This window comes from Maricurvus nonylphenolicus, from assembly GCF_042854845.1.
Classification (GTDB): Bacteria; Pseudomonadota; Gammaproteobacteria; order Pseudomonadales; family Cellvibrionaceae; genus Maricurvus; species Maricurvus nonylphenolicus.
Genome location: NZ_AP031498.1, coordinates 5,346,360 through 5,371,269 on the forward strand (window position 1 = coordinate 5,346,360; position 24,910 = coordinate 5,371,269).

Consider the following 24,910-nt stretch of genomic DNA (forward strand, 5'->3'; position numbering starts at 1 on the left):
TATGGGGTTGTTATCTATAATGCGCTATTCCATTTTAGGGGCGCTCTCATTACAATTCCCGCCCTTGCCTTGAAGAAAGGCAGCCATTTACACCCTAATAGTTTGAGGTTTCTCCCTATGACTGCCTTCGGTAGCGTTTTTATGCCAGAAATGGCCCTTACCCAATTCGACGGCGAGAAGTGGAGTGACTTTAACCTGGTGCCCTGCGATAGCATCAGCCTGCACCCGGGTGCCCATGTGCTGCACTATGCCAGCACCTGCTTTGAAGGCCTGAAAGCCTTCCGTCATGCCGATGGCAGCGTGAAGATCTTCCGTATGGACTGCAATATCGCCCGTTTTGACCAGAGCAGCGCCCTGCTGGCCCTGCCTGCCATCGATGGCGAGCAGACCCGCGATATGATCATCAAGGTTGTAGAGCGTTTTGCCAAAGAGGTACCAGAGGTACCCGGCTCGCTGTATATCCGCCCAACCCATATCGGTACCGAGCCGGCGATTGGCAAGGCGGCGGGACCTTCCACCACCTCCATGCAGTACATTCTGGTGTCCCCGGTAGGCGACTACTTTACCGGCGGCGCCGATGCCACCCTGCGCCTGTTGCTGGAAGAAGACGGTATGCGCTGCGCGCCGCATATGGGCCGCATTAAGAGTGGCGGTAACTACGCCAGTGCCCTGCTGCCAACCCTGAACGCCAAGCGCGATCTGGGTATCGATCAGATTCTGTTCTGCCCCAATGGCGATGTACAGGAAACCGGTGCCGCCAACTTTATGCTGATTGACGGCAATACCCTGATCACCAAAGCGCTGGATGACAGCTTCCTGCACGGTATTACCCGTGACTCTATTCTCACCATCGCCCGCGATTTGGGGATGAATGTGGAAGAGCGTGACCTGAGTGTTGATGAATTGCTGGAACGTAGCCAGAAGCCGGGTTGTGAAGCAGCCCTGTCTGGTACCGCGGCGGTACTGACGCCGGTTGGCACTCTGCTGCATAAAGGCAAAGAGTATCAGGTTGGCGATGGCAAAGCGGGTGAAACCACGGCCAAGCTGCGTAAAGCGTTAAATGATATTCAGTGGGGATTGGCGGAAGATAAGCACGGTTGGTTAACCTGCGTTTCCAGCTAATTCCTTTTGTACTCCGAACATGGGGTCCGACCCTGCGGGTCGTACCCCGGCCAACCTCAACCCACTTAAATTATCCCAACCACTCAGCCCAAATCGCCTGCACCTGCTGGCGCTGCTCAGCAAACTTATCCGCACCGACTTCATTTTTCTGCTGCTGTAACGCAAGTCGATGACTTTCCGAACGGAAGGTTTTGTAGGCTTCTATTAGCGCATCACTCTGCTCCGCACTCATTAGACCCTGACTGTGAAGATCACCAAGGATGCGAATATTATCGGTCCAGTGGGCCACCTGCGGATGTTCAGCCGCCTGGCTTAACACGGCGTACTGCACCAGGAATTCGATATCAACGATACCACCGGCATCCTGCTTCAAATGAAACTTGCTGGCCTTTTCTTCCTCACCACCCTGGGTTCCTAAATGGTCACGCATTTTTTGACGCATGGTGACAACGTCTTCCACCAACTTCGCTTTTTCTCGCTGCTGACACAGGATATCCAGGCGCAACTGCTGAAACTCTTTCGCTAAACGCTCACCCCCAGCCACCACTCTGGCACGTACCAGGGCTTGGTGCTCCCAGGTCCAGGCTTCACTGCGTTGGTATTTTTCAAACGCCGTCAGTGAGCTGACCAACATGCCGGAATTACCGGAAGGTCGCAGACGCATATCCACTTCATACAGCTGACCGGAAATGGTTTGCGTATTAAGGATATGAATCATCTTCTGCCCCATACGGGTATAGAAGGTTTGGTTATCCAATTGCTTATCGCCATCGGTGTAACCCTTACTGCTGGCATTGTGGATAAACACCAAATCCAGATCACTGCCGTGGCCCAGTTCGATACCGCCCATTTTGCCGTAACCCACGACAATAAATTCCGGCTCCGGCTCACCTTCGGCGTGGGAGGGTTTACCGTGGCGGTCAACCATCTGCTCCCAGGCCAGGGCTTGTACATGCTCCAAAATAACTTCGGCAATCCAAGTCAGATAATCGCTGACTTTCATTAATGGCAGCGCACCGGATACTTCTGCAGCCGCAACGCGCAGGGCGTGTGCCATACGGAAGTAACGCAGGGTTTCCATCTGGCCTTCGAGATCATCCCAACCGACACGTAGGACTTCCTGGCGCAATTCATCACGCAGAGCTGACAGATCTGGCGGGTTATACAAACTGCGCTGATCCAGCAATTCATCAAGCAGTGCCGGATGACGCGCTAACTGATCAGCAATCCAGGGGCTGGCGCCACACAGACGCACCAATTGTTTTAAGGCATTGGGGTTTTCTACCAACAACAGTAAATAAGCGGTACGTCTCGCTACCGCTTCGATCAATACCAGAATACGGCTGAGGGTGTTAGCCTGTTCGTCGCGCTCGCTTAACAGCATCAACAGCTTGGGCATTAACGCATCCAGTCGCGCGCGACCTTCGGCTTGCATGGTTAGCAACGCGCGGCTTTTTTTCAAATCACACAGCGCTTTGGCGACTGCATCAGCATCTTCGAAGCCACGCTCACTGAGTTGCTCAGCAAAATCTTCCTGACACAAATCATCCAGCCATAGCGGGCGCCAGCTGCTTAAGTCGTCAGCCTCTTCGCCTTCACTTTCAGCGCTATCGGCTACTACCGCATGGAATTCCTGATTAACGTTGTTGCGGTGCAAATCGAGTTGGGCGATAAAAGCATCCCAACTGTCAAAACCCATGACCCAGGCCAAACGCTCGCCGTCTTTTTCATCTACTGGCAACGCCTGGGTTTGTTTATCCTGGTAGCCCTGTATGGCATGCTCGGTATTGCGCAGGAAGACATAGGCAGCCATAAGTTTTTGGCTGACACCTTCCGGCATCAAACCCTCAGATTCCAGTAGCGGCAACAGCGTCATCACTTCGCGGGTTTGCAGACGTTCGTCACGGCCACCGCGAATTAATTGAAACGCCTGCACAATAAATTCCACCTCACGAATGCCGCCGGCGCCGAGTTTGACATCGGCACTCATGCCCTTGCGAGCCACTTCGCGATTAATCAGGCCCTTCATATCTCGCAGGGCTTCAATGGCAGAGAAATCGATGTAGCGACGGTAGGTAAACGGCCGCAGCATATTCATCAGTTCTACGGCTTTTTCTTCTGGCCCGGCAATCACGCGAGCCTTGATCATGGCGTAACGCTCCCACTCGCGGCCCTGGGTTTGGTAGTACTCTTCCAGTGAATCAAAATTTAAAACCAAGGCACCGCTCTGCCCGTAAGGGCGCAAACGCATATCAACACGAAAAACAAAACCATCAGCGGTGTGGGCATCAATACTTTTAATCACCCGCTGGCCGAGGCGATTAAAAAATTCCTGATTGCTTTGCTCTTTACGACCACCTTGGGTGGTGCCACTTTCCGGGTAGGCAAAAATCAAATCGATATCGGAGGATACATTCAGCTCAAAGCCACCAAGCTTGCCCATGCCCAATACCAACAGCTGCTGTTGCTCGCCGGATGCTTTACCCATAGGCGTGCCCCAGCTTTGACTTAACTGCTGGTAGTGGAAATCGATAGTTTGCTGCACCACCACTTCCGCCAGGTACGACATATCGTTGGTGGTTTCATTCCAGTCGGCCAGACGATTAAAGTCGCGCCAGACAATACGCATCATCATGCGACGGCGATACAGTCGCAACTGGCGATCAAGATCCTTATCGTTTTCACAATTGGCCAGCATCTCGGCCAACAGATCACTAAAGGTTTGCAAACTAAAGGTTTGGGTTAGTTCACCACTGCTTAATAACTGAATAAACACATCTGGCCTGTCCATGGCAGACTGGGCAATAAAGTCACTACCACCCCAGGCCGTTAATAATTGATCAGGGTGAGTATTATCTTGATCCAACCACTGGGCCAGAGCTTGTTGCTGATCATCCATGGCCCGCTCATGCCAGCGAGTCCAGACATGAGTTAGGTCATCACGTAAAAAGGCGGGGGCTTTTTCAACGTTAAACATTTATCGCTACATCCTTAGAAACAAAAAGGCGGTAAAAACCGCCTTTCTTTTTAATAAGTGCTGATCAGTGGCTGACATCCTGTGGCGGTGCCACACGCATCACTTCTTCAATAGTCGTCGTACCCTGGGCGACTTTTTGCGCCCCGGATAAACGCAAGGTGCGCATACCTTCACGCATGGACAGTTTACGCAACTGGCCGAGATCACAGTTGTCCGTGATCAACTCCTGCACAGATTCTGATAATTTTAGAATTTCGTAGATGCCTTCACGCCCCAGGTAACCGGTGTTGCGGCACTCCAAACAACCTTGGGGTTGGAACACCTGTGTCGGTGCTGCGACCTTCCAGGGCTTCACCAGCTGTTGCCAGGCATTTTTGTCCACTTCAGCAGGTTGCTTACAGTGTGGGCACAGAGTACGCACCAGACGCTGAGCCATAATGCCCAGTACGGTGGATTTGATCATATAACTGGGAACACCCAAATCCAGCAAGCGGGTCACACCGGTAGCGGCATCGTTGGTGTGCAGTGTTGAGATCACCAAGTGACCGGTAAGGGCAGCCTGCACCGCCATCTGCGCGGTTTCCAGATCGCGGATCTCACCAACCATAATAATGTCCGGGTCCTGACGCAGCAGGGTGCGCACACCGGCGGCAAAATCCAAATCAATATTGTGCTGTACTTGAGTCTGATTAAAGGCCGGCTCTACCATCTCAATCGGGTCTTCGATGGTACTGACATTAACTTCATCGGTGGCCAGCTGCTTGAGTGAGGAATACAGGGTGGTGGTTTTACCGGAACCGGTGGGTCCTGTGACCAAGACAATACCTGTGGGTCGTCCGACCATGGATTGCCAACGCTCGTAGTCATCACCCACCAGGCCCAATTCCTGGAAACTGCGCAACAGTACATCCGGGTCGAAGATCCGCATCACCATTTTTTCGCCAAAGGCGGTGGGCAAGGTGGATAATCGCAGCTCCACCTCCGAGCCATTCTGGCGCTTGGTCTTAATACGACCGTCCTGGGGTTTGCGCTTTTCCGCCACATTCATACGACCCAGCACTTTTAAGCGGCTGGTCACCGCCGTGGTCACGGCGGAGGGAAACTCGGTGACCTGATGCAAGACACCATCGATACGGAAGCGCACACGGCCAACCTCCCGTCGCGGCTCAATATGAATATCACTGGCGCGTTGATCAAAGGCATATTGCAGTAGCCAATCAACGATATTGACGATGTACTGATCGTTAGCTTCCGGATCCTTAGCGCCGCCAAGCTCCAGCAACTGCTCGAAGTTGCTGACCACACCACTGCCCTGCATGCCCTTGGCACCGGAGATGGAGCGAGCCAGGCTGTAGAACTCCACCGAATAACGGGTGACATCGGCGGGATCAGCGAAGACCCTGCGCACCTGGCGCTGGGTGACATGTTCGATTTGCGACTCCCAGCCGGTCACGAAGGGCTGCATACAGGCAATCACCACCTCATCGGGGGTTACCTCAAGACACAAAATACTGTGACGCTTGGCAAAGGCATAGGACATGGCCTCGGTCACTGCCGCGGTATTCACCTTCAACGGGTCTATATGAACCACCGGCAGAGTGGCCTTTTCTGCCATCCACTCGGTCAGGGTTAGGGCATCGAGTATTGTGCCGGGGTGGGCGCGATCTTCCAGGCTTTGGGTAGCAATAAAGGTCAGCGGGTGCATGGCCGTCTGCTCGCGGGTGCGGGTCTGGCCGGAGAGGATATTGGCATCCTCCTGACTGATGCGGCCATCGGCCACCAGATCATTGAGAAGGCCGCGTAAATCCAGTACGCGATCCATTGCTACCGCTTCATTCATAGATCGTCCTTATGGGAGGCTATTCTTTTATTATCGTCCAATTTTGATGATTGTAACCAGTATCTATAGACAGTGATACCGGCGGCATCGAGCGCATATCACACTTTCTTTAAGCTTTTATGACATTTCTGATGCCGAGCCGAATCAAGTCTTTTATACTGCGCCCAATTTCTCCATACCCACACAATAAAGCCCATTGGGCCCGAGGGACTTACTATGGCAATCAGCAACCCGCTGTCTAACCTGTTTGGCCGCTCCCCGATCAAACCTATCCAGGAGCATATGGCCGTAGCCCACCAGGCTGCCGAACAGCTGATCCCCTTCTTTGCCGCCGCTGCCGCTAATAACTGGCAGGAAGGCGAAGCGGTTCAGCAGCGTATTGGCGAGCTGGAAAACACCGCCGATGAGCACAAGAAGAATATCCGCATGCACCTGCCCAAGAGCCTGTTCTTGCCGGTGCCACGCAGCGACCTGCTTGAACTGCTGTCCATGCAGGACCAGATTGCCAACCGCGCCAAGGATATCTCCGGCATTATGCTGGGCCGCAAGATGCAAATCCCCGCCTCCCTGCAAGCGGAGATGACTGAGTTTGTCGCCACCGCTGTGGCCACTTCAGCCCAGGCCCTGAAGGCCATTAACGAGCTGGATGAACTGCTGGAAACCGGCTTTAGTGGCCGTGAAATAAAGGTAGTTGAGCAACTGATCGAAGAACTGGATGCCCTCGAAAACAAGACCGACAAGTTGGAAGTTGATATTCGCGCAGGCCTGTTTGCCATTGAAGCAGATTTGCCAGCCGTCGAAGTGATGTTTCTTTATAAGGTATTCGACTGGGTGGGCGATTTAGCCGACCGCGCTGAAAAAGTCGGTACCCGTCTGCAACTGTTACTGGCGCGCTAAGCACGCGCCGGAACTCACAACCTGATTTCTATATTTTTGAAGGTATCCACACATGGAAATTCTTGCTGAATACGGCACGATTCTGCTGATTCTTGCCTGTATCTTTGGGGTCTTTATGGCCTGGGGGGTCGGTGCCAACGACGTGGCTAATGCCATGGGCACCTCGGTGGGCTCTAAAGCCCTGACCGTTAAACAAGCCATTTTGATTGCCATGGTGTTCGAGTTCGCCGGTGCCTATTTAGCTGGCGGTGAAGTGACCTCGACCATTCGTAAAGGCATTATCGATCCCGCCAGTATGGCCGGCAGCCCGGAGCTACTGGTATTTGGTATGACCTCGGCCCTGTTGGCCGCGGGCACCTGGCTGCTGATTGCCAGTATCTTTGGCTGGCCGGTATCCACCACCCACTCTATCGTCGGCGCCATTGTTGGTTTTGCCGCGGTGGGTATTTCCGTGGAAGCCGTGGCCTGGGGTAAGGTCGGCAAGATTGCTGCCAGCTGGGTCGTCTCGCCCGTGTTGGCCGGTACCATCTCCTTCTTCCTGTTCCGCAGCGTACAGAAGTTTATCCTCAATACTGACAACCCCTTCGACAACGCCAAGCGTTATATCCCGGTGTACATGTTTGCCGTGGGCTTCCTGATCGCCATGGTGACCCTGCTGAAAGGCCTGAAGCATGTCTTTAAGGATATCGGCTTCAAGCTGAGCTTTATGGAAAGCATGGGCATTGCTGCCATTATCGGGGTTATCGTTGCCCTGATCGGCATACAGCTGATGCGCAAGGTGAAATATGTCCACAACGAAGACAACCGCTTTGAGAGCGTGGAAAAAGTCTTCGCTATCCTGATGATTTTCACCGCCTGTGCCATGGCCTTCGCCCACGGTTCTAACGATGTGGCCAACGCCGTTGGCCCTCTGGCTGCCGTGGTCAGCACTATCAAGAGCGGAGCCATTACGGCTAAATCCGTAATGCCTAGCTGGATTCTGCTTCTCGGTGGTCTGGGTATCGTTGTCGGTCTGGCCACCTACGGTTTCAAGGTAATGGCCACCATCGGTCGCAAGATTACCGAGCTGACCCCAAGCCGCGGTTTTGCCGCCGAGCTGGGTGCTGCAGCCACCGTCGTACTGGCCTCAGGTACTGGCCTGCCCATCTCTACCACCCACACCCTGGTAGGAGCGGTACTGGGTGTTGGTTTAGCCCGTGGTATTGGCGCCCTGAACCTTGGTGTGATTGGCACCATCTTTATGAGCTGGATTATCACCCTGCCCGCCGGTGCCGGCCTGGCGATTATTTTCTTCTTCCTGTTTAAAGGCATTTTTGTTGTCTAACACCTAAGCAGAAAATCATACGCACTTTAAAAGCGCTGCCCTGGCAACAGGGTGGCGCTTTTTTATGCCTGCCCCTTTCGCATGCTTGCTATGATATTGCTTAGCGTTAATGGAAACAGGGAATGGCAGACGATGAAACCTGAACGTATTTCAAAACTCATTCTGACAACTCAAGCAGGCCTGCTAATACTTGCCAGTAACTCGCTGCAAGCTGAAGAAGCGGGCCAAACTGCTAGACCTCTTAATGGATTGCAAGCCTGCGTCGCCGCTGAAATTGTCAATGCCAGCGATGACGTTACTATCGGCGAGATCAGAAACCGCTGCCGCACACACGCCAGCAATAAGAATGTTGTAGAAGCTTTGGCAGAGACAGCCATCAGCACAGCCAAGCAAGATGCCTCGCTGGTAGATCGACACAGAATGCTGGAATCAGTGGCCGATGCCAATCCCTACACTATCGTGCCCTATAAACCCAACTACATCACCATGACCTATAACGACAAGGTCAATGAGGAACCCTACAACCTGAGCGGCAATGAAGAAGTCGACCGGGTGGAGGCCAAATTTCAGCTCAGCCTGAAGATCCCCCTGGTAAAAAACCTGTTTGGCACTGACACCTCACTAACTGCCGCCTATACACAACAATCCTGGTGGCAGGTGAATAACTCGGATATTTCCGCGCCGTTTCGGGAAACCAACTACGAACCCGAAATCTGGATAGACTGGTGGGGGCTGGAGTACGACCTGTTTGGATTTAAAGGTCGCAATCTGCGCTTTGCTTTTAATCACCAATCCAATGGCCGCGGCGGAGATTTATCCAGAAGTTGGAACCGGATCTATTTATCCACAGTACTGGAAGCAGAAAACCTGATTGTCGTGCCTAGAGTTTGGTACCGCATTCCTGAAGACGACAAGGACTTCCCCGGTGATCCCTCCGGTGATGACAACCCTGATATAGAAAAGTACTTGGGTTATGGTGATATCACCGCCGCCTATAAATATAACCAGCATACCTTTTCTATGATTCTGCGTAACAACCTGCGCTCCGACAATAAGGGGGGCGTGCAACTGGACTGGTCTTTCCCCCTAACCGACAACCTGCGTGGTTATGTGCAGTATTTCAACGGTTACGGTGAAAGCCTGATTGATTACGACGCCTACACCCAGCGTATCGGCGTCGGCGTGCAGTTAACGGATTGGTTGTATTAAGCTAAGGTTAAGTCGCATTGATTAGCCTGTTAACTATCAGTTATAAAACGAGATCACTATGGAAAGCTACGAAGCGCTGATGGCCACTCTGGCCCTGACAATGGGCGCCTCCTGGGCCAGCGGCATTAACCTTTACGCCGCGCTTTTGGTGCTGGGCATTGGCGGCAGTACTGGCAATATTGACCTGCCACCGGACTTACAAGTGCTGGAAAATCCCATGGTGATTGGCGCTGCCGGGCTGATGTACTTTGTGGAATTCTTTGTCGATAAAACGCCTGGGGTCGACAGCGGTTGGGATACCCTGCATACCTTTGTGCGCATTCCCGCTGGCGCCATGTTAGCGGCAGGTGCAGTGGGTGATGTTACCCCGGCACTGGAAATTGCGGCGGGCATTATGGGTGGCGGCATGGCGGCCACAACCCATGCGACCAAAGCCGGCTCGCGTTTATTGATCAATACCTCGCCAGAACCGGTGACCAATTGGACCGCATCGATTGCCGAAGACCTGATGGTATTTGCCGGCCTGTGGGCGGCGCTGAATCACCCGTTTGTGTTCTTGATTCTTTTGATCGTGTTTATTTTAATCGTCGCCTTTCTGCTGCCTAAGTTATGGCGTGCGATCAAGTTGGTGTTTCGCAAGATTGGTGAACTGCTGGGTGTGGTGGAGAAATCTACAGAGCCTTTACTGGCCACTGAAACAACCACTGCCACTATAACCAGCAGCGATCCCAAACTGGCAGAGCTGGAACGTTTGCAGGCGTTAAAGGATAAAGGGGCTTTAACCGCCGAAGAGTTTGAGCAGGAGAAGCAACGGATTCTGCAGCGCGATTAACATTGCGCCTATAAAAGAGATGCGCCATCCCCTCGAAAGAGGGGATCCAGAGATCTTAACTTATTGCTCACTCGAAACAGGATTAATTAGCTGATCCCAATATTTAAGCAATGTGCCATTTAACTGGATCCCCGTTTTCACGGGGATGGCATTTTTTCGAGGGGATGGCGTTATTGCAGAAAGCAGCTTGGGTTACTCCCAAACAATCGCCGACTCAGTACCCGCTTCACACAAATCAATCTGCGCACGCATTTTGGCTTCCACCTCATCGCGCTTGATTTTCAGGGTATGGGTTAGTAAATCATTCTCGATCGACCACACATCACGACAGACAATAATGTGGCTGATCCGCTCATGAGCTTCCAGTTCACCATTAACACTATCGAGTTTGGCAAGCAGTTCAGCCTCCACTTCCGTTTTGTCCTGCGCGCGAGCCTGTTCGTTTAACACAATCAGCAAAATAGTTTGCGGCATGCCGCGGCCCACCAGGCACAACTGTTCCAGACAGTGCAGGGTGCCAAAGCGCTGCTCAATGGGTGCAGGCGCTACGTATTTGCCTTTGGCGGTTTTGAAAATTTCTTTTACCCGACCGGTGATAAAGACAAAACCGTCTTCATCGACACGCACCTTGTCACCGGTGCGAATCCAGCCATCAACAATGGTCTCGGCGGTTTTTTCCGGGTCTTTGTAGTAACCCACCATATTGCCCTGGGCACGCAGTAACAGCTCACCCTCTTCGGAGACTTTCATCTCCGCATCTTCACTCATGGGTTTACCGATACTGCCAAGCTTGATGGCATCAGGGCGATTACCCAGACCGGACATGGTTTCTGACTGGCCAAAGCCCTCATAGACGGGCATACCCAATGCCATCCAGGCTTCCAAATCTGCCGGTGCAATGGGTGCTGAACCGGAGAAGGCGTAGCTCACACGCTCAAGGCCCATAGCCCCAAGAATCAATTCACCGGCTGCACGCGCCGCGTCCTTGTCCTGCATCAGGGCCTTCCATTTTTCTTCACCCATCTGCGCGACAATGCCGTTTTTCAGGTTGTGCCAAATGCGTGGTACGGCAAAGAAAAAGGTTGGGCGGGACTTCTGCAAATCACGCACAAAAGTCTCTTTGGATTCATTGAAATAAACGTGGCCGCCAGAGTAAATCGAATTCAATTCCACCACACAGCGCTCGGCAATATGCGCTAATGGCAGGTAAGAAAAGAATACGGAGTCTTCGTTTGTCTCTGCCAACTCACTGATACGCTCGGCAGAGTAGGGCATTGTCTCAAAGGTGTGCATTACACCTTTAGGCTGCCCGGTAGTGCCCGAGGTGTAGGATATAGACCAAAGCTCATCACGCTCACGCACAGGTGACCCGGCAAGCGCTTCGTATTGCTCCACCAAACCAGAAAACTGGTGGTGGCCGCCTTGTTCCGCCAGGGAAACAATTTGCAAACTGTTGCCAAAGGCTTCCATCAGCGCATCGAGTTTCATCTCGCTGCTGTTATCGGCAAACAGGAAGCTCATCTCGCTGTGGTCAACCACATAGCGAATCTTTTCTTCTGGCATGGAGGCATAGATAGGCACACTGCAACCGCCAGCCATCATAATGGCCATATCAGCCATGATCCAATAGGCGGAGTTGGCACCGTACAGGCCAACCCTGTCACCGCGCTTAAGTCCCAGCTGTTGCAGGGCATTGGCCAAGCGGCGGGCCTGCTGGCCAACATCGGCCCAGGTAAAATCTACCCATTGGTCATTACCTAAAGGCTGTGTCAGCCAGACTTTATCGGGGTTCTTACTTTCCCACTGATAGAAGGTTTCCAACGGGGGCAGGAAGGGCTTATTTTGCATCGTCTCTCTCACTCTTAATGTTTTATGTTTCTCTCCCAGCTCACTAGTGTATGAAGTTTCTTTCATCAAAACTTGACATGACTGGACACAACAAGCCAGATGGCGCATGATGTAAAAAACCACCTGGATCGCCCCATGCCAAGCTCCCATCTGGTCAGCACCCGCCCCATCCAGCATCTGTCGCGCCTGGTTAAACAGCTTGGCGGCGATATAGATGACCTGTGCCACAAGGCTGGTACCCACCAGAGTGTCATCAACGATATGCAGGCGCGACTGCCCTATAGCCACATCACCCTGCTTATGGAGTTGACGGCGAAACACTGCCAATGCCCGGACATGGGACTGCGCCTGGCCGATATCCAACAACCGGTGAATTTAGGGGCACTAGGCCTGCTGATGAAAAGTGGGGAAACCCTGACCGAATCCTTTGGTTACCTCAGCCAGTTCTATCACTTACAAAATCAGTCGGTAAAGATATTGCTGCTGCGCGATGACCCCAATGCGCAACTGCTACGAGAAGACTTGTGGCTGGAAAAACTGCCAACCTTTCAATACACCACCCTGACCTTTGCTCATTGCCTGAAAGCCATGCATATGTATCTTGGCGAAGACTGGCGGCCGGACTATGTCACCTTCACCTATGCCGCCCCTGACAATCGATCCGATTACGATGACTATTTCCAGTGCCCGATAGAGTACGAACAGCCCACCAATGCCATTGGATTTCCCAGTCACTATCTCGACAGGAATATTGCTGCAGAATATGCCTCGCAAAAAGATTATTTGCAGAAGCTGGTACAGAAGCTGAGTAAATCCACCGAGCTATCGTTATTACAAAACGTTCAGCATTTAACACGGCAATTACTGCACACAGAAAATTGTACTCAGGAATACGTTGCCCAGTTGCTGGAGATGCATCCGAAAAAACTACAGCGAGAAATCAAACAGGCCGGTACCAGTTTTCGCACTATTCGCGCCGATGCTCGCCTGGCCTTGTCAGAACATTTTTTAAAAGACACCAGCATTCCCTTAACAACCATTGCGGAAATGCTGGGTTTTAGTGAATTAAGTGCGTTTAGCCGCGCCTTTGCCCGCAAGCATCAACAATCACCGAAACAGTGGCGGCAGCAGTACCAGGCCTGTTTAGACTAGATTAAAGGGTCTTGATAAACACCTTGGAATTGCGCTGAAAGTTATAGAGCGACTGTTTTTCCTGCGGCAAACTTTCAATGTCGGCCTTCTCGAAACCCTGCTCCATAAACCAATGAGCTGTTTGCGTGGTCAGAACAAACAGCTTGCGCAGCTGCATTAGGTCAGCTCGATGTTCAATCGCCTGTAAAACCAAAGCGGCACGTCCACCGCCCTGGTAATCCGGATGGGTCGCCACACAGGCCAGCTCGCCCATTTCTTCGTTGAACGGATAAAGCGCGGCACAGGCAATCACGGCACCGTCCATTTCCACCACGGTAAAACGATCGATTTCGGTTTCCAGTAATTCCCGCGAGCGTCTGACCAGAGCGCCCTGCTGTTCCAGTGGTGTGATCAACTCGATAATGCCACCCACGTCATCAATGGTTGCCTGGCGTACCGATTCATAGCTGTCACTGTGTACCAAAGTACCCACACCTTCGCGGGTAAATAATTCCTGCAGCAAGGCGCCGTCTTTAACGTAGCTCACCATCTGCGCCCGTGGAATGCCCTGCTGGCATACATCAAAACAGGCTTGCAGTGATTGCGAGGTATCGTGACAGGCTTTTAGTTGGGCTAACTGCTGCTCACATTCCTGCAAACTTAACTGGCGCTTTAGCTCGCCCTGACTGTCGGTAAAACCGACATCGGAAGTAAAGGCAATTAACTTGTCGGCCTTTAAGGCGATTGCCACCTGGGTGGCGACATCAGCAAAAGAGACATTAAAAATCTCGCCGGTGGGCGAATAACCCAGAGGAGACAACACAACAATGGCATTGGCATCCAGCGCACTTTCCAGCGCCTGGGTATCTACCCGACGCACCTTGCCGGTGTGCTGCAAATCGACACCGTCGACAACACCCCAGGGTTTGGCCGTGACAAAATTACCGCCCACCACCTGAATATGCGCACCGTGCATTGGTGAGTTGGGTAAACCGGTAGACAGTGCTGCCTCAATCGCAAAACGGGTTTCACCCACCGCCTGGGTTACACAAGCCAGGCTGTCCTGATCGGTTACCCGCAGGGCATTGTGAAAGTTTGAGGTGATATTACCGGCCGCCAAACGCCGATCAATTTGTGGCCGCGCACCATGCACCAAAACCAACTTCACCCCCAGGCTGTTGAGCAGGGCAATGTCATGAATAATATTGGCAAAGTTAGGGTCTTCGATACCCGCACCCGGCAACATCATCACGAAGGTCTTTCCGCGATGGGCGTTGATATAAGGTGACGAATGTCTGAACCACTTAACCAGTTCTTGGGAATCGGTGCTCACGGTCATATCCTGGTGAGAAATTTCAGGGACTTTTTAGGTCCATTTTTAGGGACAATGCGTGATTATAAACAGAATTTGCGGATGAGTGCTTTTAAAGTATTCACTGCGGGCTGGATTTGGTCGAGAGCGATAAATTCATCCGGCTGATGGGCCTGATCGATGGAGCCTGGCCCCATGACAATGGTTTCCATGCCCAGCTGTTGCAAGAACGGCGCCTCGGTAGCAAAGGCGACACTCTCGGCACTGTTGCCAGTGAGTTTTTCCGCCGCTTGCACAATGGCAGAGGTTGCCGGCTCTTCAAAGGCGGGCACGCCACCAAACAGGGTTTGCAACTCAATCTGGCTACCGCTCTGCTCGGCCAAAGGTTGCAGGCGCTGACGAATCAGACCGCGCAGCTCTTCGTTATCCATACCCGGCAGGGCACGCAGATCAAACTGCATTTCGCAATGGCCGCAGATACGGTTGGGGTTATCGCCACCGTGAATACAACCCAGATTGAGTGTCGGCACCTGAATATCAAACCCGGCATGTTGATACTGTGACTGCAACTCGGTGCGAAACTGCATAATATCGGCAATCGCCTTGTGCATGGTTTCCATGGCATTGTTGCCCAACGCCGGATTGGAGGAGTGCCCCGACTGCCCCTGAATACGGATCTCTTCCATCATAATGCCTTTGTGCATTCTGATGGGTACCAAACCGGTGGGCTCACCAATCACCGCATAACGGGCTTTGGGTCGTCCCAATTCCGCTAACGCACGAGCACCACTCATGGAACTCTCTTCATCGGCGGTAGCCAGAATAATTAACGGTTGTTGCAAGGGGGTGTTTACAAACTCCCTTGCCGCCTCGATGGCCACCGGGAAAAAACCTTTCATATCCGTGGCGCCCAGACCGTACCATTTGTTATCCCGCTCGGTGAGCTTAAAAGGGTCTGACTGCCAACGGGCATCGTCGTAGGGCACCGTATCGGTATGCCCGGATAACACTAAACCACCGGGGCCAGAACCCAGGGTGGCAATTAAATTCACCTTATCCGGGTTGCCGTCAATGGGCAGCAGCTCACAGGCAAAACCCAAGTCTTCCAACCAGGTCGCCAGTTGCTCCACCACTGGACGATTGCCCATATCCCAACGTTTGCTGTGGCTACTGACAGAGGGAATAGCCACCAGTTCGGTGAGCTGTTGCGATAATGACGGTAAAGACGATGACATAGAGTGACTTATTATTAAAACAACAGTAGTGACCGGTTTTTTTATCTTGTTATAGTTTAATGTATCAGACCCACGTGATTTCGCGTAAATTTAATTGATGTAAGCTTATTCCCTCCCGTTTTTTAAGGACATCCGACATGAGTATTCAAGCTGGCGATAAAATTCCTTCTCTGACCCTGAGCGTTATGGGTGACAAGGGCCCTCAACCTGTGACCACTGACGAGCTGTTTGGCGGCAAAAAAGTAGTGATGTTCGCAGTTCCCGGCGCTTTTACGCCGGGCTGCTCGATGACTCATCTACCAGGCTTTGTGGTTAACGCCGACAAGATTAAAGACAAGGGTGTCGACACCATTATTTGCACCTCGGTGAACGATGCCTTTGTTATGGGCGCCTGGGGGAAAGACCAGAATGCCGAACATCTTGTGATGCTGGCCGACGGCAATGGCGAGCTGGCTGAGGCTTTGGGCTTAAGCAAAGATGCTTCGGCGTTTCAGATGGGTACCCGTTCGCAGCGTTATGCGTTGATTGCCAATGACGGGGTGGTGGAATTGCTGAATGTTGACGAGAAAGGGATTGATAAAAGCAGCGCTGAGACTATTTTGGCGGCGTTGTAATTCGTAATTTTAAACTTGAGTTCTTAACTGGGGTACGACCCGTGGGGTCGGACCCCGTCCATGTTTTCGATGTGAGCACGATGCGAGGGGTCCGACCCTACGGGTCGTACCCCGGATTCATTTCTACGAATTAGCCTAAACCACTCACCTCAACAATCCCCGCCGCAATTTCCACAAACTTGTGCTCCTCAACAAAATGCCCCACCTCCGGAAAGGTTTGCATATGGCCACTTAATTGCGGCAAAGCCTCCTGCCACTGCTCGCGAACTTCCGCACGCGCACAGGGATCCCACTCCCCCCAAAAACCACGCACGCCAATATGCTGTCCAGAAGGCCCCCAGCACTCAGGCACCTTCTTCTGCATATTCTGGTAAAAGGCGCGATTGTCCTGCCAGCCCTGGTCCTTATCGAAGTAGCGATAGCCGTGGCCCCACACCTTGGTTTGTTTAACGTTACGCTTAGAACTCAGTGCATTGCTGCGGGTTTTAAACATATCCCGATAGAGCACCTCCCCTTCCGTCAAACGCCCGCTTATGGCTCGCAGGGTGTAATCCAGTGTGCGGGTAATCATTTTCCAAGGACCCACACTGGAGAACATCACTATCGGCGGAATATGTTTCCACAGACGCCAGGGCACACGGTAGCCCAAGGTATTCCACGGCAGCCACCTCATGGGGAAGTTGGTGCAATTCATGCCCTGCAGAGGCATCGGAAAAATCGTGGTATTCATTAACACCAGATGTTTCACCCGCTCTGGGGTATCGATAAAGGCGCCCGTGCCAATCGCTCCACCCCAGTCATGAATGACCAGAGTCACTTCCGTGAGGTTTAAATGGGCAATCAGCTGCTTGAGGTTATTGGCGTGATGCATATCCACCATTTCGAAACTGGCCTGGTCGGATAAGCCAAAACCAATATGATCCATGGCCACCACTCGACAGCTTTTGCCTGCGGCGGCTTGTCGTTCCACCTCAGTAATCACCTGGCTATAGGTGTAGGAAGACTCCGGGTTACCGTGCACAAACACCAGTGTTGCATCCACTTTACGCTTTCCATCACCACCAAATGTATGGTCATAGAAAAACAGTTTTTTACCGGCATCCGGCCCCTCGGGCAGAATTAACCAACGGCCGCTGCCGGCAGGCATATAGTCATCGGGGATATGGGTAATCGGGGTATTGCCAGGGGTAGCTTCCACCCGGCAGCCAATGGCTTGGGTCATGCTTACATCTCTCTATTTGCTTATTGATAGCCTGTAACCGGCTTTAATGACGACTATTCTCCTCGCCCCTGCTTGCTGCTATCAGTGTTAATCCCGCCACACCCCTGTCATTTTCAGCCAATTATCGATAATCTAGCCGACTATGGATCAGCTTTCGACTTATTTTCCTCGTATTATTTCCCGCGAGCTTGGCTTAACCCCCGATTCAATAGGCCCCTTGCTAGACGGCACACACTTAGTCGCGGGCGATATTTTCTACGAAACCAGCCTGTCCTATTCCGACTTTACGATCTTTCTCAACAACGCTCTCGACTACAGCCAGGCCGCTAACCTGGGCTTGCGCTTCGGCCGCCATGTGATGCCCTTTGCCGCATCAGAGGTCGGCATGGCCGGGCTGGCAGGCCCTAACCTGCTGGAAGTATTACGGGCTCTGGCCAGCTTTAGTCGCCTGCAGGCCAACTATGTCATGATCGACGCCCGCTTGGATCTCGACGGTTTGCGTTTACGGGGTAAGGATCTTATCGAGCTGGGACCAACCCGGCGCACGCAGCACGAAGTGTTACTCTTCTCGATTCAAAACACTGTCGAAGCCATTCTCGGCCGCCCCTTTACCGAAGGCCGCTATTACCTGGCCTATCCCGAACCCGATTACGGTGAAGAATATCGGGATGTTTTCCACAGCCCCTGTACATTTAACGCCGCTCAAACTGGGGCCGATATTCCACGACAACTGCTCAATGTGCTGTCCCCTTTCTACCACGAAACAAACTGGCAACAGGCGCTGCTGCGCTGTGCCAAGTTAATGGAAGAGCTTAAAGTCAGCCAGGACAACGTCTACCGCAAACACATCCTCTCCGTGCTGCGATCCCAAAATCCCCCGCTACCCAGTATTGGCACCGTAGCCCGTGAGTTACATATGTCAGAGCGCAGCCTGACCCGCCGACTCAAGGAGGAAGACAGCAGTTACCGGCAACTGCAAAATCAGGTGCTGCACGAGTGGGCATGCCGTTATCTCGGTGAGAGTAAACTTAGTGTCGAGGCCATTGCCGCCCAATTGGGCTACCAGGACAGCGCCAATTTCCGCCGCGCATTTAAACGCTGGCAAGGATGCTCTCCACAAGCATACCGGCATAACCTTAGCATTTATTGATCCGACGCCAAGGGCAATTTCTGGTATCCTTAGCGCCCTTAAATTTTTTGTTATCCGTTTATCTCATCTAGGCGACGAGGTTTAGCCCCATGCCCACTTACCGCTCAAAAACATCCACCGCTGGCCGCAATATGGCCGGTGCCCGTGCCCTGTGGCGTGCCACTGGCATGAAAGATGAAGATTTCCACAAGCCAATTATTGCGGTGGCCAACTCCTTTACCCAGTTTGTACCCGGTCATGTGCACCTGAAGGACATGGGTCAGCTGGTCGCCCGCGAAATTGAAAAAGCCGGTGGCGTGGCAAAAGAGTTCAACACCATTGCGGTCGACGACGGTATCGCCATGGGCCACGACGGCATGCTCTACTCGCTGCCATCGCGCGATATTATCGCCGACTCGGTTGAGTATATGGTCAACGCCCACTGCGCTGACGCCCTGGTGTGTATTTCCAACTGTGACAAGATCACACCGGGAATGCTGATGGCCGCTATGCGCCTGAATATCCCTGTAATCTTTGTAACCGGTGGCCCAATGGAAGCCGGTAAAACCAAGCTGTCCGAGCACAAGCTGGATCTGGTTGATGCCATGGTAATGGCCGCCGACGACAAGGTTGACGATGAAACCGTTGCCGAAGTTGAGCGCAGCGCCTGCCCAACCTGTGGCTCCTGCTCCGGTATGTTTACCGCCAACTCCATGAACTGTTTGGCGGAAGCCCTGGGTCTGGCCCTGCCGGGTAACGGTACTGTAGTAGCGACTCACGCCGACCGTGAAAAGCTGTTCCTCAAAGCCGGTCACACTATTGTGGATATGGCCAAGCGCTACTACGAAGGCGATGACGCCAGCGTACTGCCACGCTCCATTGGCTCCTTTGAAGCTTTTGAAAACTGTATCGCTCTCGATATCGCTATGGGCGGCTCCACCAATACCATTCTGCACCTGCTGGCCATTGCCCAGGAAGCCGAGGTGGACTTCACCATGAAGGACATCGATCGACTGTCCAAAGAGATTCCGCAGCTGTGTAAAGTGGCTCCCAATACCCCCGAGTACCATATCGAAGATGTACATCGCGCCGGTGGTATCATGGCGATCCTCGGCGAGCTGGACCGCGCCGGCAAACTGCACACCCACCTGCCTACCGTGCACAGTGCGACCATGAAGGACGCCCTCGATGAGTGGGACATTATGCGTAACCCAACCCCCGAGGTAGTGGAATTCTACAAGGCTGGTCCCGCCGGCATTCCGACCCAGGTTGCTTTTAGCCAAGCGACTCGCTGGCCGAGCCTGGATGGTGATCGCGAGAACGGCTGTATTCGCTCACTGGAACACGCCTTCTCCCTGGAGGGCGGCCTGGCTGTACTGCATGGCAATATTGCCGTGGATGGCTGTGTAGTTAAAACCGCCGGTGTTGATGATTCCATTCTGGTGTTTGAAGGCAACGCTTATGTCACCGAATCCCAGGACGAAGCCGTAGCCGATATCCTTGCCGACAAGGTTAAAGCCGGTGACGTCGTGATCGTACGCTATGAAGGCCCACGCGGTGGCCCTGGTATGCAGGAGATGCTCTACCCCACCTCTTACATTAAATCCAAAGGCCTGGGCAAAGAGTGTGCGCTGTTAACTGACGGTCGTTTCTCCGGCGGTACTTCCGGTCTGTCCATTGGCCACGTATCCCCTGAAGCAGCTGCGGGCGGCGCTATTGGCCTGGTACGCACCGGTGATCGCATTAAGATCGATATCCCTAACCGCACCATCGATGTACTGCTGAGCATGGACGAGCTCGATGAGCGCCGCGCCGAACAGGACAAGCTGGGCTGGAAGCCGGTTGAAGAGCGCCCGCGTAAAGTCTCTGCCGCACTGAAAGCCTACGCCAAGCTGGCGACCAGTGCCGACAAAGGAGCCGTTAGGGATCTGTCGCTGCTGGATTAAAGCTGCGTTCAAGCTCTACATTAAAGCTCGTAAAAACCCGATCAGGCAACTGATCGGGTTTTTCTTTATCTGCGAACTGCACACTACTCATTTGGGGTTAATAACAGCAAGTTACAAAATATCAGCTAAAATTTTCTTACTAACCCTTAGCCTTCCTTATAGACAATAGTCCTGCAGTAAAGGATACCAAGCGATGGATTTGCAGGTATGTCAGACAATGTCCTCTTAACGTTTTTAGCAGAAGTGGCATTTGCACTTGCGGTTATTTTACTGCTTGTCAGCCTTATGCTTCGTCGCTATATACAGTCCTATCGCGTCCTACACGAAAAGTATAAGAGTTTAAGAAGGCAAATTAAGGTCGGCAGCACTGTCGACCGAACGCAGCCGAAAAAGAATGACGGCTTTTTCGACAACCCGCTGGGTTATGTTAAGCGCCAACTATCCCACACTGATGATAAAAAAAGCGACACAGCCACCGCATCGAGTGATGTCTGGCATTTACGCCAGAAGTTTCTCAACGCTGAAGCTTCAGCTCTGAAGTACAACGAGGATTCCGATGCCTACTGGAAAGAACTCGATAACTCCCTCACAACAATCCTCAAGCAGCTAACAAAAAAGGCAGGCCAAGATGATATTGCCTATTGGCAAAACAAGGTCGAGCTACTGCGTGAACGCCTAAACAGAATGAAGGCCTCGGAAAGTCAGGAACGCTACCTACAGCAGCAACTCAAATCAGCCAATAAAACAATTCAAGATCTAAAAACCAAGCAGGCTCGTGGTCTCAACCGAGACAATATGAACAAGATCTGCCAGATTAACACCAAGCTTAAACGCACAGGCACGGACACCCTTGTTGTTCATCATCGAGGTGTTCCAGATCCGCTGTATGGAATACAAAAGTCCAACGGTAAAGATCTGGCTGATTCTGAACTCATAAAAACAAGCCAGCGTAGTCAACGTGAGATCATACGAGATCTTAAACAAAACGTTGATACGTTAAGTAGCACAGGAGACAGCAATCAATATCAGGGATTGAAAAATAAAATTGACTCTCTTGAAGATCAGCTAGAAAAATCTGAGTCCTATAGCTCCAAGCTTGAAACTGAATTAGTCAATATCAAGAAGACGCTGGATCAAGCACAACACAATTTAGAAGCGTCTGAAAAGCGGCTGGAACAAACCGACCAGGAGTTCTGGCGCAAAGGGCGTCAACAAGAGCATCGTGACACACTGGTTATTTCATCCACCCAAAACTCATCCGATGAAGACGACCTCAATTCAGCCCATGAGTGCTACCAACGCGCCAGTGAAGATATCAGCGAAATCAACAAGGTTATAGAATACCAGCGCACAACCATTACAGGACTCGAGGATGAAATAAGCAATCTTCGCAGTGAGTTATTGTTAAGCTCAGACCCCGATGAATCTGAAGAAAAAGCCCGCATCATTAGCAGACTGGAACAACTGCTCAACGAATCTGAAACCTGCGTCAAAATGCTCGAAGATGAAGTTGATACATTAAGAGATAAATTAAATCACCTATCCCAAACCCTTAAAGAAGAAGAGCAAGAGCTTGAACGCGCTCAACATCACATCCATGACTTGGAAGACACCCAACCCACAACACCTTCAAACAGCATGGAAGAAGAGCTCGACAACATGGCAGAAATGCTTAACAACACCATGTGCGCCTACGGCGACCAATCCTGCATAACGCATTTTGCAATGAACTGTCTGAAGTGCCGCGATCTCAATGAGTTGGCCAGAGACATAATGGACACCGCAGCGAATTTTGGTGTCGATACCGCCTTAATCATTCGCAGCAAACTGGGGCAGGTTGAAACTGCTGACCAGCACAAAATCAACAACCGTGATAAACAGCAACTCAGGGCGATTGTATTCGATGAAAACAATCGCGTTACCGATATCAGCGAAGGGTTTATTATTGCCTTCCCTAATATTTCACTGCTGGTCAAACCCCACGAACTTAATAGTGAACAAGAAACCAGAAACAAAGACCTCCTTGTTTCCCTGCTAAGTTTAGCTTCTCACGCGATTGAAAAAATCGAGAGCGATCAAATTCGTGACCGCCAAAAGAAAACCCTCGACACCCTATTGCGCAGCACGCAAAAAACCATAAAAAGCTTGGATATTCAGTACACTTATCAATGCGATGAAGCCACTAAAATTAACGACCGGTTATTAAAAGATCTCTACCTGGCACTGGAGACCATGAAAATCAGCAACAACCAGCGTAAACTCTTTGAGCGCATGATGAACGACAGCCAAGAGCGTATGGCCTTATTGTTTGCCAGTGGCCTTACCGTTGATGACACCATGAAAAAACTTATCTCTAGGCTTGAAAGCAACTAACCAATAACCGCTGCACTCTTCAATAAAGGGCTTTATATGCAACAACTTTGTTATGTCAGCGCTGCAGTAAATCCCGTTACCGAACAAACACTGGAAGAGCTTCTCCTCTGCTCTCGAGACAACAATTTAAAGTATGACATTACCGGCATGCTGCTATTTGCCAACAACACCTTCATTCAGGTAATTGAAGGCCCCAAGACCAATATCGATCACCTATTCGCAACCCTACAGGAAGACGACAGACACAAGAATGTTGTGCGAACCTACTATGAAGCTATATCCGAGCGGGATTTTCCCAACTGGCAAATGTCTTTTGCCCACGCCGCACCGGAGACATTCGACACATTACCTGGCTACTCTGACTACCTGTCTTCAATACATTCAGAGCTAGCACCGACGGTTGCCATGGGTTTTGGTCGCGCTGCCATTGAGCGTTTCAAACGCTGTTTTGCTTAACGGGAGATTTTCCGGAAGGGAGAAAGTATTTGGCCCCGAGAACGGGGCCAAATGGAAACAAACTTATAAGCTCGAACAATAATTAAAGCTTAAGCTGTCTCTCGCGCTCGATTTCACTTTCAGCAAACTTACGCCACTGAACAGCAAACTTCTTACTGCGCTTGTCTTTAGCAGCTTCTTTAAACGCTTTGATCGCCGCTTCGTATTGCTTAAGGTTGGCGCGAGCCATACCAATCACAATATACAGCTGATCTGCACGCTTGATGCCGCCACGCTTGAGAGCGATTTCACTCGCCTTCAGCGCTTTCTTGTGCTGATCGTTATCCAGGTAGATACCGGCCAGACGAGCGTAGAGGTCGCCTTTATCAGACTTTTTCGCCGCCTTTTCCATTTCTGGAATAGACTTCTTCACCTCTTGCGCCAAACGCCAAGCTGTCGCCAGGACTTCCAGGTTCTTCGAGGTTTCCTCGATGATCTTGGCTTTCATGCCCTTGTCGATGATCTTGGCAGCCTTATAAGGCGCGTCTTCACCCATCAGCAGGTACGCAAGGTTCATCAGCTCTTTTTCTTTGGTCAACGCGCCCATAACATAGACGGTTTCCAAAGCGTGAAGCTGATCTTTCTCACGACCTACAGTGCCGTACATACCAGACAACTGCTTCCAGTAGGTAGCTTTTGGATAGTGCTTAACCAGTTTCTCGAGAATGGAGATAACTTTTTTGTTATCGCCTTTATCGAAGTAAATCGCACGCTGCAGGGTGTACCAGTTTTCTTTTGGTATCTTGCCCTTGCTCTCGTACATGGTTACTGCTTTGTTGATATTCGGCAGAGCCTGCTTCATATCATTTAACTGGTAGTAACCCTGTGCCAGAAGTACGTAGGGGTCAGCGCCAACGATCGGTTGGATTTTCATCCACTCTTTCAGTTTGGCGATGGCGCCGCGGTAGTCTTCCTGAACAAACTTCAGCTGTGCAATGGTGTAAAGCGTTCCCAATTGCAGTGCGTCAGAAAGCTGCTCTTCAGCCAGTACTTTTTCATAGAACTGAATCGCTTTCGGGTAGTTTTCCAGCGAGTAGTAAACCCAACCGTAGTAGTTCCACAGGTTGGCTTTTTCAAAGCTGGTGAACTTAGCACTGCCCTTGTTGATTTCATCCAAAACAACCAAGGCGCCTTTCCAGTCATTTGCGTCGGTCTTTTCCTGAACCTTGGCAAACTTTTTATACACCGGCTGACGCAGGGAATAGCTCTTTTTGGTTTTGTACTTAGGTTTCTCAGTCTTCTCTTGCGCGTGAGCCACGCCAGACTGCAATGCTTCCACACCGAAAGATTGCATGACAACACTGCCCGCCAGAGGCGCCAGCGCAAGCGGCGCCGCCAACAACGAGTGTCTGACGAGCTTAGAAACCGAACTAATAGCCGTCATTTTCATAGTCTTTCCCATCG

The 24,910-nt window shown here is 51.7% G+C and carries 18 protein-coding genes; 11 read left to right on the forward strand and 7 right to left on the reverse strand.

The window, feature by feature from the left end; genetic code table 11:
* The first annotated feature begins 117 nt into the window (after positions 1-117).
* Positions 118-1,122, forward strand: coding sequence for a branched-chain amino acid aminotransferase (locus tag ACGHZ6_RS23220; RefSeq protein ID WP_390616448.1), 1,005 nt, complete (start codon positions 118-120; stop codon positions 1,120-1,122).
* A gap of 70 nt (positions 1,123-1,192) precedes the next feature.
* Here the strand turns inward: ACGHZ6_RS23220 and glnE are convergent, their stop codons facing one another.
* Complete coding sequence (gene glnE, locus ACGHZ6_RS23225) at positions 1,193-4,099, reverse strand: bifunctional [glutamate--ammonia ligase]-adenylyl-L-tyrosine phosphorylase/[glutamate--ammonia-ligase] adenylyltransferase (RefSeq protein ID WP_390616449.1); 2,907 nt, start codon at positions 4,097-4,099, stop codon at positions 1,193-1,195.
* A 64-nt stretch (positions 4,100-4,163) separates the two neighbouring features.
* Positions 4,164-5,939 carry a GspE/PulE family protein gene (locus tag ACGHZ6_RS23230; RefSeq protein ID WP_390616450.1) on the reverse strand — a complete coding sequence of 592 codons (1,776 nt, stop codon included), beginning with the start codon at positions 5,937-5,939 and terminating at the stop codon, positions 4,164-4,166.
* A 216-nt stretch (positions 5,940-6,155) separates the two neighbouring features.
* Here ACGHZ6_RS23230 and ACGHZ6_RS23235 point away from each other — a divergent pair, with 216 nt between their 5' ends.
* From ACGHZ6_RS23235 to ACGHZ6_RS23250, 4 genes are all read left to right on the forward strand, one after another.
* Positions 6,156-6,836, forward strand: a complete 681-nt coding sequence (locus ACGHZ6_RS23235; RefSeq protein ID WP_390616451.1) for a TIGR00153 family protein — start codon at positions 6,156-6,158, stop codon at positions 6,834-6,836.
* Between the two features lie 52 nt (positions 6,837-6,888).
* Entirely contained in the window at positions 6,889-8,160 is a 1,272-nt protein-coding gene (locus ACGHZ6_RS23240) for an inorganic phosphate transporter (protein WP_390616452.1), read from the forward strand.
* A 132-nt stretch (positions 8,161-8,292) separates the two neighbouring features.
* The gene (locus ACGHZ6_RS23245; RefSeq protein WP_390616453.1) at positions 8,293-9,369 is read left to right on the forward strand and encodes a phospholipase A; all 1,077 of its coding nucleotides are present in this window, start codon (positions 8,293-8,295) and stop codon (positions 9,367-9,369) included.
* Positions 9,370-9,427: 58 nt separating this feature from the next.
* Entirely contained in the window at positions 9,428-10,201 is a 774-nt protein-coding gene (locus ACGHZ6_RS23250; RefSeq protein ID WP_390616454.1) for a DUF4126 family protein, read from the forward strand.
* A 192-nt stretch (positions 10,202-10,393) separates the two neighbouring features.
* On the opposite strand, the gene ACGHZ6_RS23255 is transcribed toward ACGHZ6_RS23250, so the two are convergent.
* Positions 10,394-12,049, reverse strand: a complete 1,656-nt coding sequence (locus ACGHZ6_RS23255; protein WP_390616455.1) for an AMP-binding protein — start codon at positions 12,047-12,049, stop codon at positions 10,394-10,396.
* Between the two features lie 99 nt (positions 12,050-12,148).
* Here ACGHZ6_RS23255 and ACGHZ6_RS23260 point away from each other — a divergent pair, with 99 nt between their 5' ends.
* Positions 12,149-13,201, forward strand: coding sequence for an AraC family transcriptional regulator (locus ACGHZ6_RS23260; protein WP_390616456.1), 1,053 nt, complete (start codon positions 12,149-12,151; stop codon positions 13,199-13,201).
* Position 13,202: 1 nt separating this feature from the next.
* Here the strand turns inward: ACGHZ6_RS23260 and argA are convergent, their stop codons facing one another.
* Together argA and argE are read right to left on the reverse strand one after the other, a co-directional pair.
* Positions 13,203-14,513, reverse strand: a complete 1,311-nt coding sequence (gene argA / locus ACGHZ6_RS23265; RefSeq protein ID WP_390616457.1) for an amino-acid N-acetyltransferase — start codon at positions 14,511-14,513, stop codon at positions 13,203-13,205.
* A gap of 62 nt (positions 14,514-14,575) precedes the next feature.
* Complete coding sequence (argE, locus tag ACGHZ6_RS23270) at positions 14,576-15,727, reverse strand: acetylornithine deacetylase (RefSeq protein WP_390616458.1); 1,152 nt, start codon at positions 15,725-15,727, stop codon at positions 14,576-14,578.
* Between the two features lie 137 nt (positions 15,728-15,864).
* Between argE and ACGHZ6_RS23275 the strand changes: the two genes are divergently transcribed.
* Positions 15,865-16,341 (forward strand): peroxiredoxin, encoded by a 477-nt coding sequence (locus ACGHZ6_RS23275; RefSeq protein ID WP_390616459.1) that lies wholly within the window; start codon positions 15,865-15,867, stop codon positions 16,339-16,341.
* A 130-nt stretch (positions 16,342-16,471) separates the two neighbouring features.
* Here the strand turns inward: ACGHZ6_RS23275 and ACGHZ6_RS23280 are convergent, their stop codons facing one another.
* Entirely contained in the window at positions 16,472-17,563 is a 1,092-nt protein-coding gene (locus tag ACGHZ6_RS23280) for an alpha/beta hydrolase (RefSeq protein WP_390616460.1), read from the reverse strand.
* Between the two features lie 142 nt (positions 17,564-17,705).
* On the opposite strand from ACGHZ6_RS23280, the gene ACGHZ6_RS23285 reads away from it, so the two are divergent.
* From ACGHZ6_RS23285 to ACGHZ6_RS23300, 4 genes are all read left to right on the forward strand, one after another.
* Positions 17,706-18,713: a helix-turn-helix domain-containing protein gene (locus ACGHZ6_RS23285; RefSeq protein WP_390616461.1), complete on the forward strand. Its 1,008-nt coding sequence runs from the start codon at positions 17,706-17,708 to the stop codon at positions 18,711-18,713.
* An 89-nt stretch (positions 18,714-18,802) separates the two neighbouring features.
* Entirely contained in the window at positions 18,803-20,638 is a 1,836-nt protein-coding gene (gene ilvD / locus ACGHZ6_RS23290; RefSeq protein ID WP_390616462.1) for a dihydroxy-acid dehydratase, read from the forward strand.
* A 207-nt stretch (positions 20,639-20,845) separates the two neighbouring features.
* A complete protein-coding gene (locus tag ACGHZ6_RS23295) occupies positions 20,846-23,011 on the forward strand; it encodes a hypothetical protein (RefSeq protein WP_390616463.1) in 2,166 nt (721 codons plus the stop codon).
* Between the two features lie 36 nt (positions 23,012-23,047).
* A complete protein-coding gene (locus ACGHZ6_RS23300) occupies positions 23,048-23,467 on the forward strand; it encodes a BLUF domain-containing protein (RefSeq protein ID WP_390616464.1) in 420 nt (139 codons plus the stop codon).
* An 82-nt stretch (positions 23,468-23,549) separates the two neighbouring features.
* Here the strand turns inward: ACGHZ6_RS23300 and ACGHZ6_RS23305 are convergent, their stop codons facing one another.
* Complete coding sequence (locus tag ACGHZ6_RS23305; protein ID WP_390616465.1) at positions 23,550-24,896, reverse strand: tetratricopeptide repeat protein; 1,347 nt, start codon at positions 24,894-24,896, stop codon at positions 23,550-23,552.
* Positions 24,897-24,910 lie beyond the last annotated feature (14 nt).

What these genes read in the sequence shown, in the direction of transcription:
- ACGHZ6_RS23220 (WP_390616448.1), top strand. Translation starts at nt 118, where the DNA reads ATGACTGCCTTCGGTAGCGTTTTTATGCCAGAAATGGCCCTTACCCAA.
- glnE (WP_390616449.1), bottom strand. Translation starts at nt 4,099, where the DNA reads ATGTTTAACGTTGAAAAAGCCCCCGCCTTTTTACGTGATGACCTAACT.
- ACGHZ6_RS23230 (WP_390616450.1), bottom strand. Translation starts at nt 5,939, where the DNA reads ATGAATGAAGCGGTAGCAATGGATCGCGTACTGGATTTACGCGGCCTT.
- ACGHZ6_RS23235 (WP_390616451.1), top strand. Translation starts at nt 6,156, where the DNA reads ATGGCAATCAGCAACCCGCTGTCTAACCTGTTTGGCCGCTCCCCGATC.
- ACGHZ6_RS23240 (WP_390616452.1), top strand. Translation starts at nt 6,889, where the DNA reads ATGGAAATTCTTGCTGAATACGGCACGATTCTGCTGATTCTTGCCTGT.
- ACGHZ6_RS23245 (WP_390616453.1), top strand. Translation starts at nt 8,293, where the DNA reads ATGAAACCTGAACGTATTTCAAAACTCATTCTGACAACTCAAGCAGGC.
- ACGHZ6_RS23250 (WP_390616454.1), top strand. Translation starts at nt 9,428, where the DNA reads ATGGAAAGCTACGAAGCGCTGATGGCCACTCTGGCCCTGACAATGGGC.
- ACGHZ6_RS23255 (WP_390616455.1), bottom strand. Translation starts at nt 12,049, where the DNA reads ATGCAAAATAAGCCCTTCCTGCCCCCGTTGGAAACCTTCTATCAGTGG.
- ACGHZ6_RS23260 (WP_390616456.1), top strand. Translation starts at nt 12,149, where the DNA reads ATGGCGCATGATGTAAAAAACCACCTGGATCGCCCCATGCCAAGCTCC.
- argE (WP_390616458.1), bottom strand. Translation starts at nt 15,727, where the DNA reads ATGTCATCGTCTTTACCGTCATTATCGCAACAGCTCACCGAACTGGTG.
- ACGHZ6_RS23275 (WP_390616459.1), top strand. Translation starts at nt 15,865, where the DNA reads ATGAGTATTCAAGCTGGCGATAAAATTCCTTCTCTGACCCTGAGCGTT.
- ACGHZ6_RS23280 (WP_390616460.1), bottom strand. Translation starts at nt 17,563, where the DNA reads ATGACCCAAGCCATTGGCTGCCGGGTGGAAGCTACCCCTGGCAATACC.
- ACGHZ6_RS23285 (WP_390616461.1), top strand. Translation starts at nt 17,706, where the DNA reads ATGGATCAGCTTTCGACTTATTTTCCTCGTATTATTTCCCGCGAGCTT.
- ilvD (WP_390616462.1), top strand. Translation starts at nt 18,803, where the DNA reads ATGCCCACTTACCGCTCAAAAACATCCACCGCTGGCCGCAATATGGCC.
- ACGHZ6_RS23295 (WP_390616463.1), top strand. Translation starts at nt 20,846, where the DNA reads ATGTCAGACAATGTCCTCTTAACGTTTTTAGCAGAAGTGGCATTTGCA.
- ACGHZ6_RS23300 (WP_390616464.1), top strand. Translation starts at nt 23,048, where the DNA reads ATGCAACAACTTTGTTATGTCAGCGCTGCAGTAAATCCCGTTACCGAA.
- ACGHZ6_RS23305 (WP_390616465.1), bottom strand. Translation starts at nt 24,896, where the DNA reads ATGAAAATGACGGCTATTAGTTCGGTTTCTAAGCTCGTCAGACACTCG.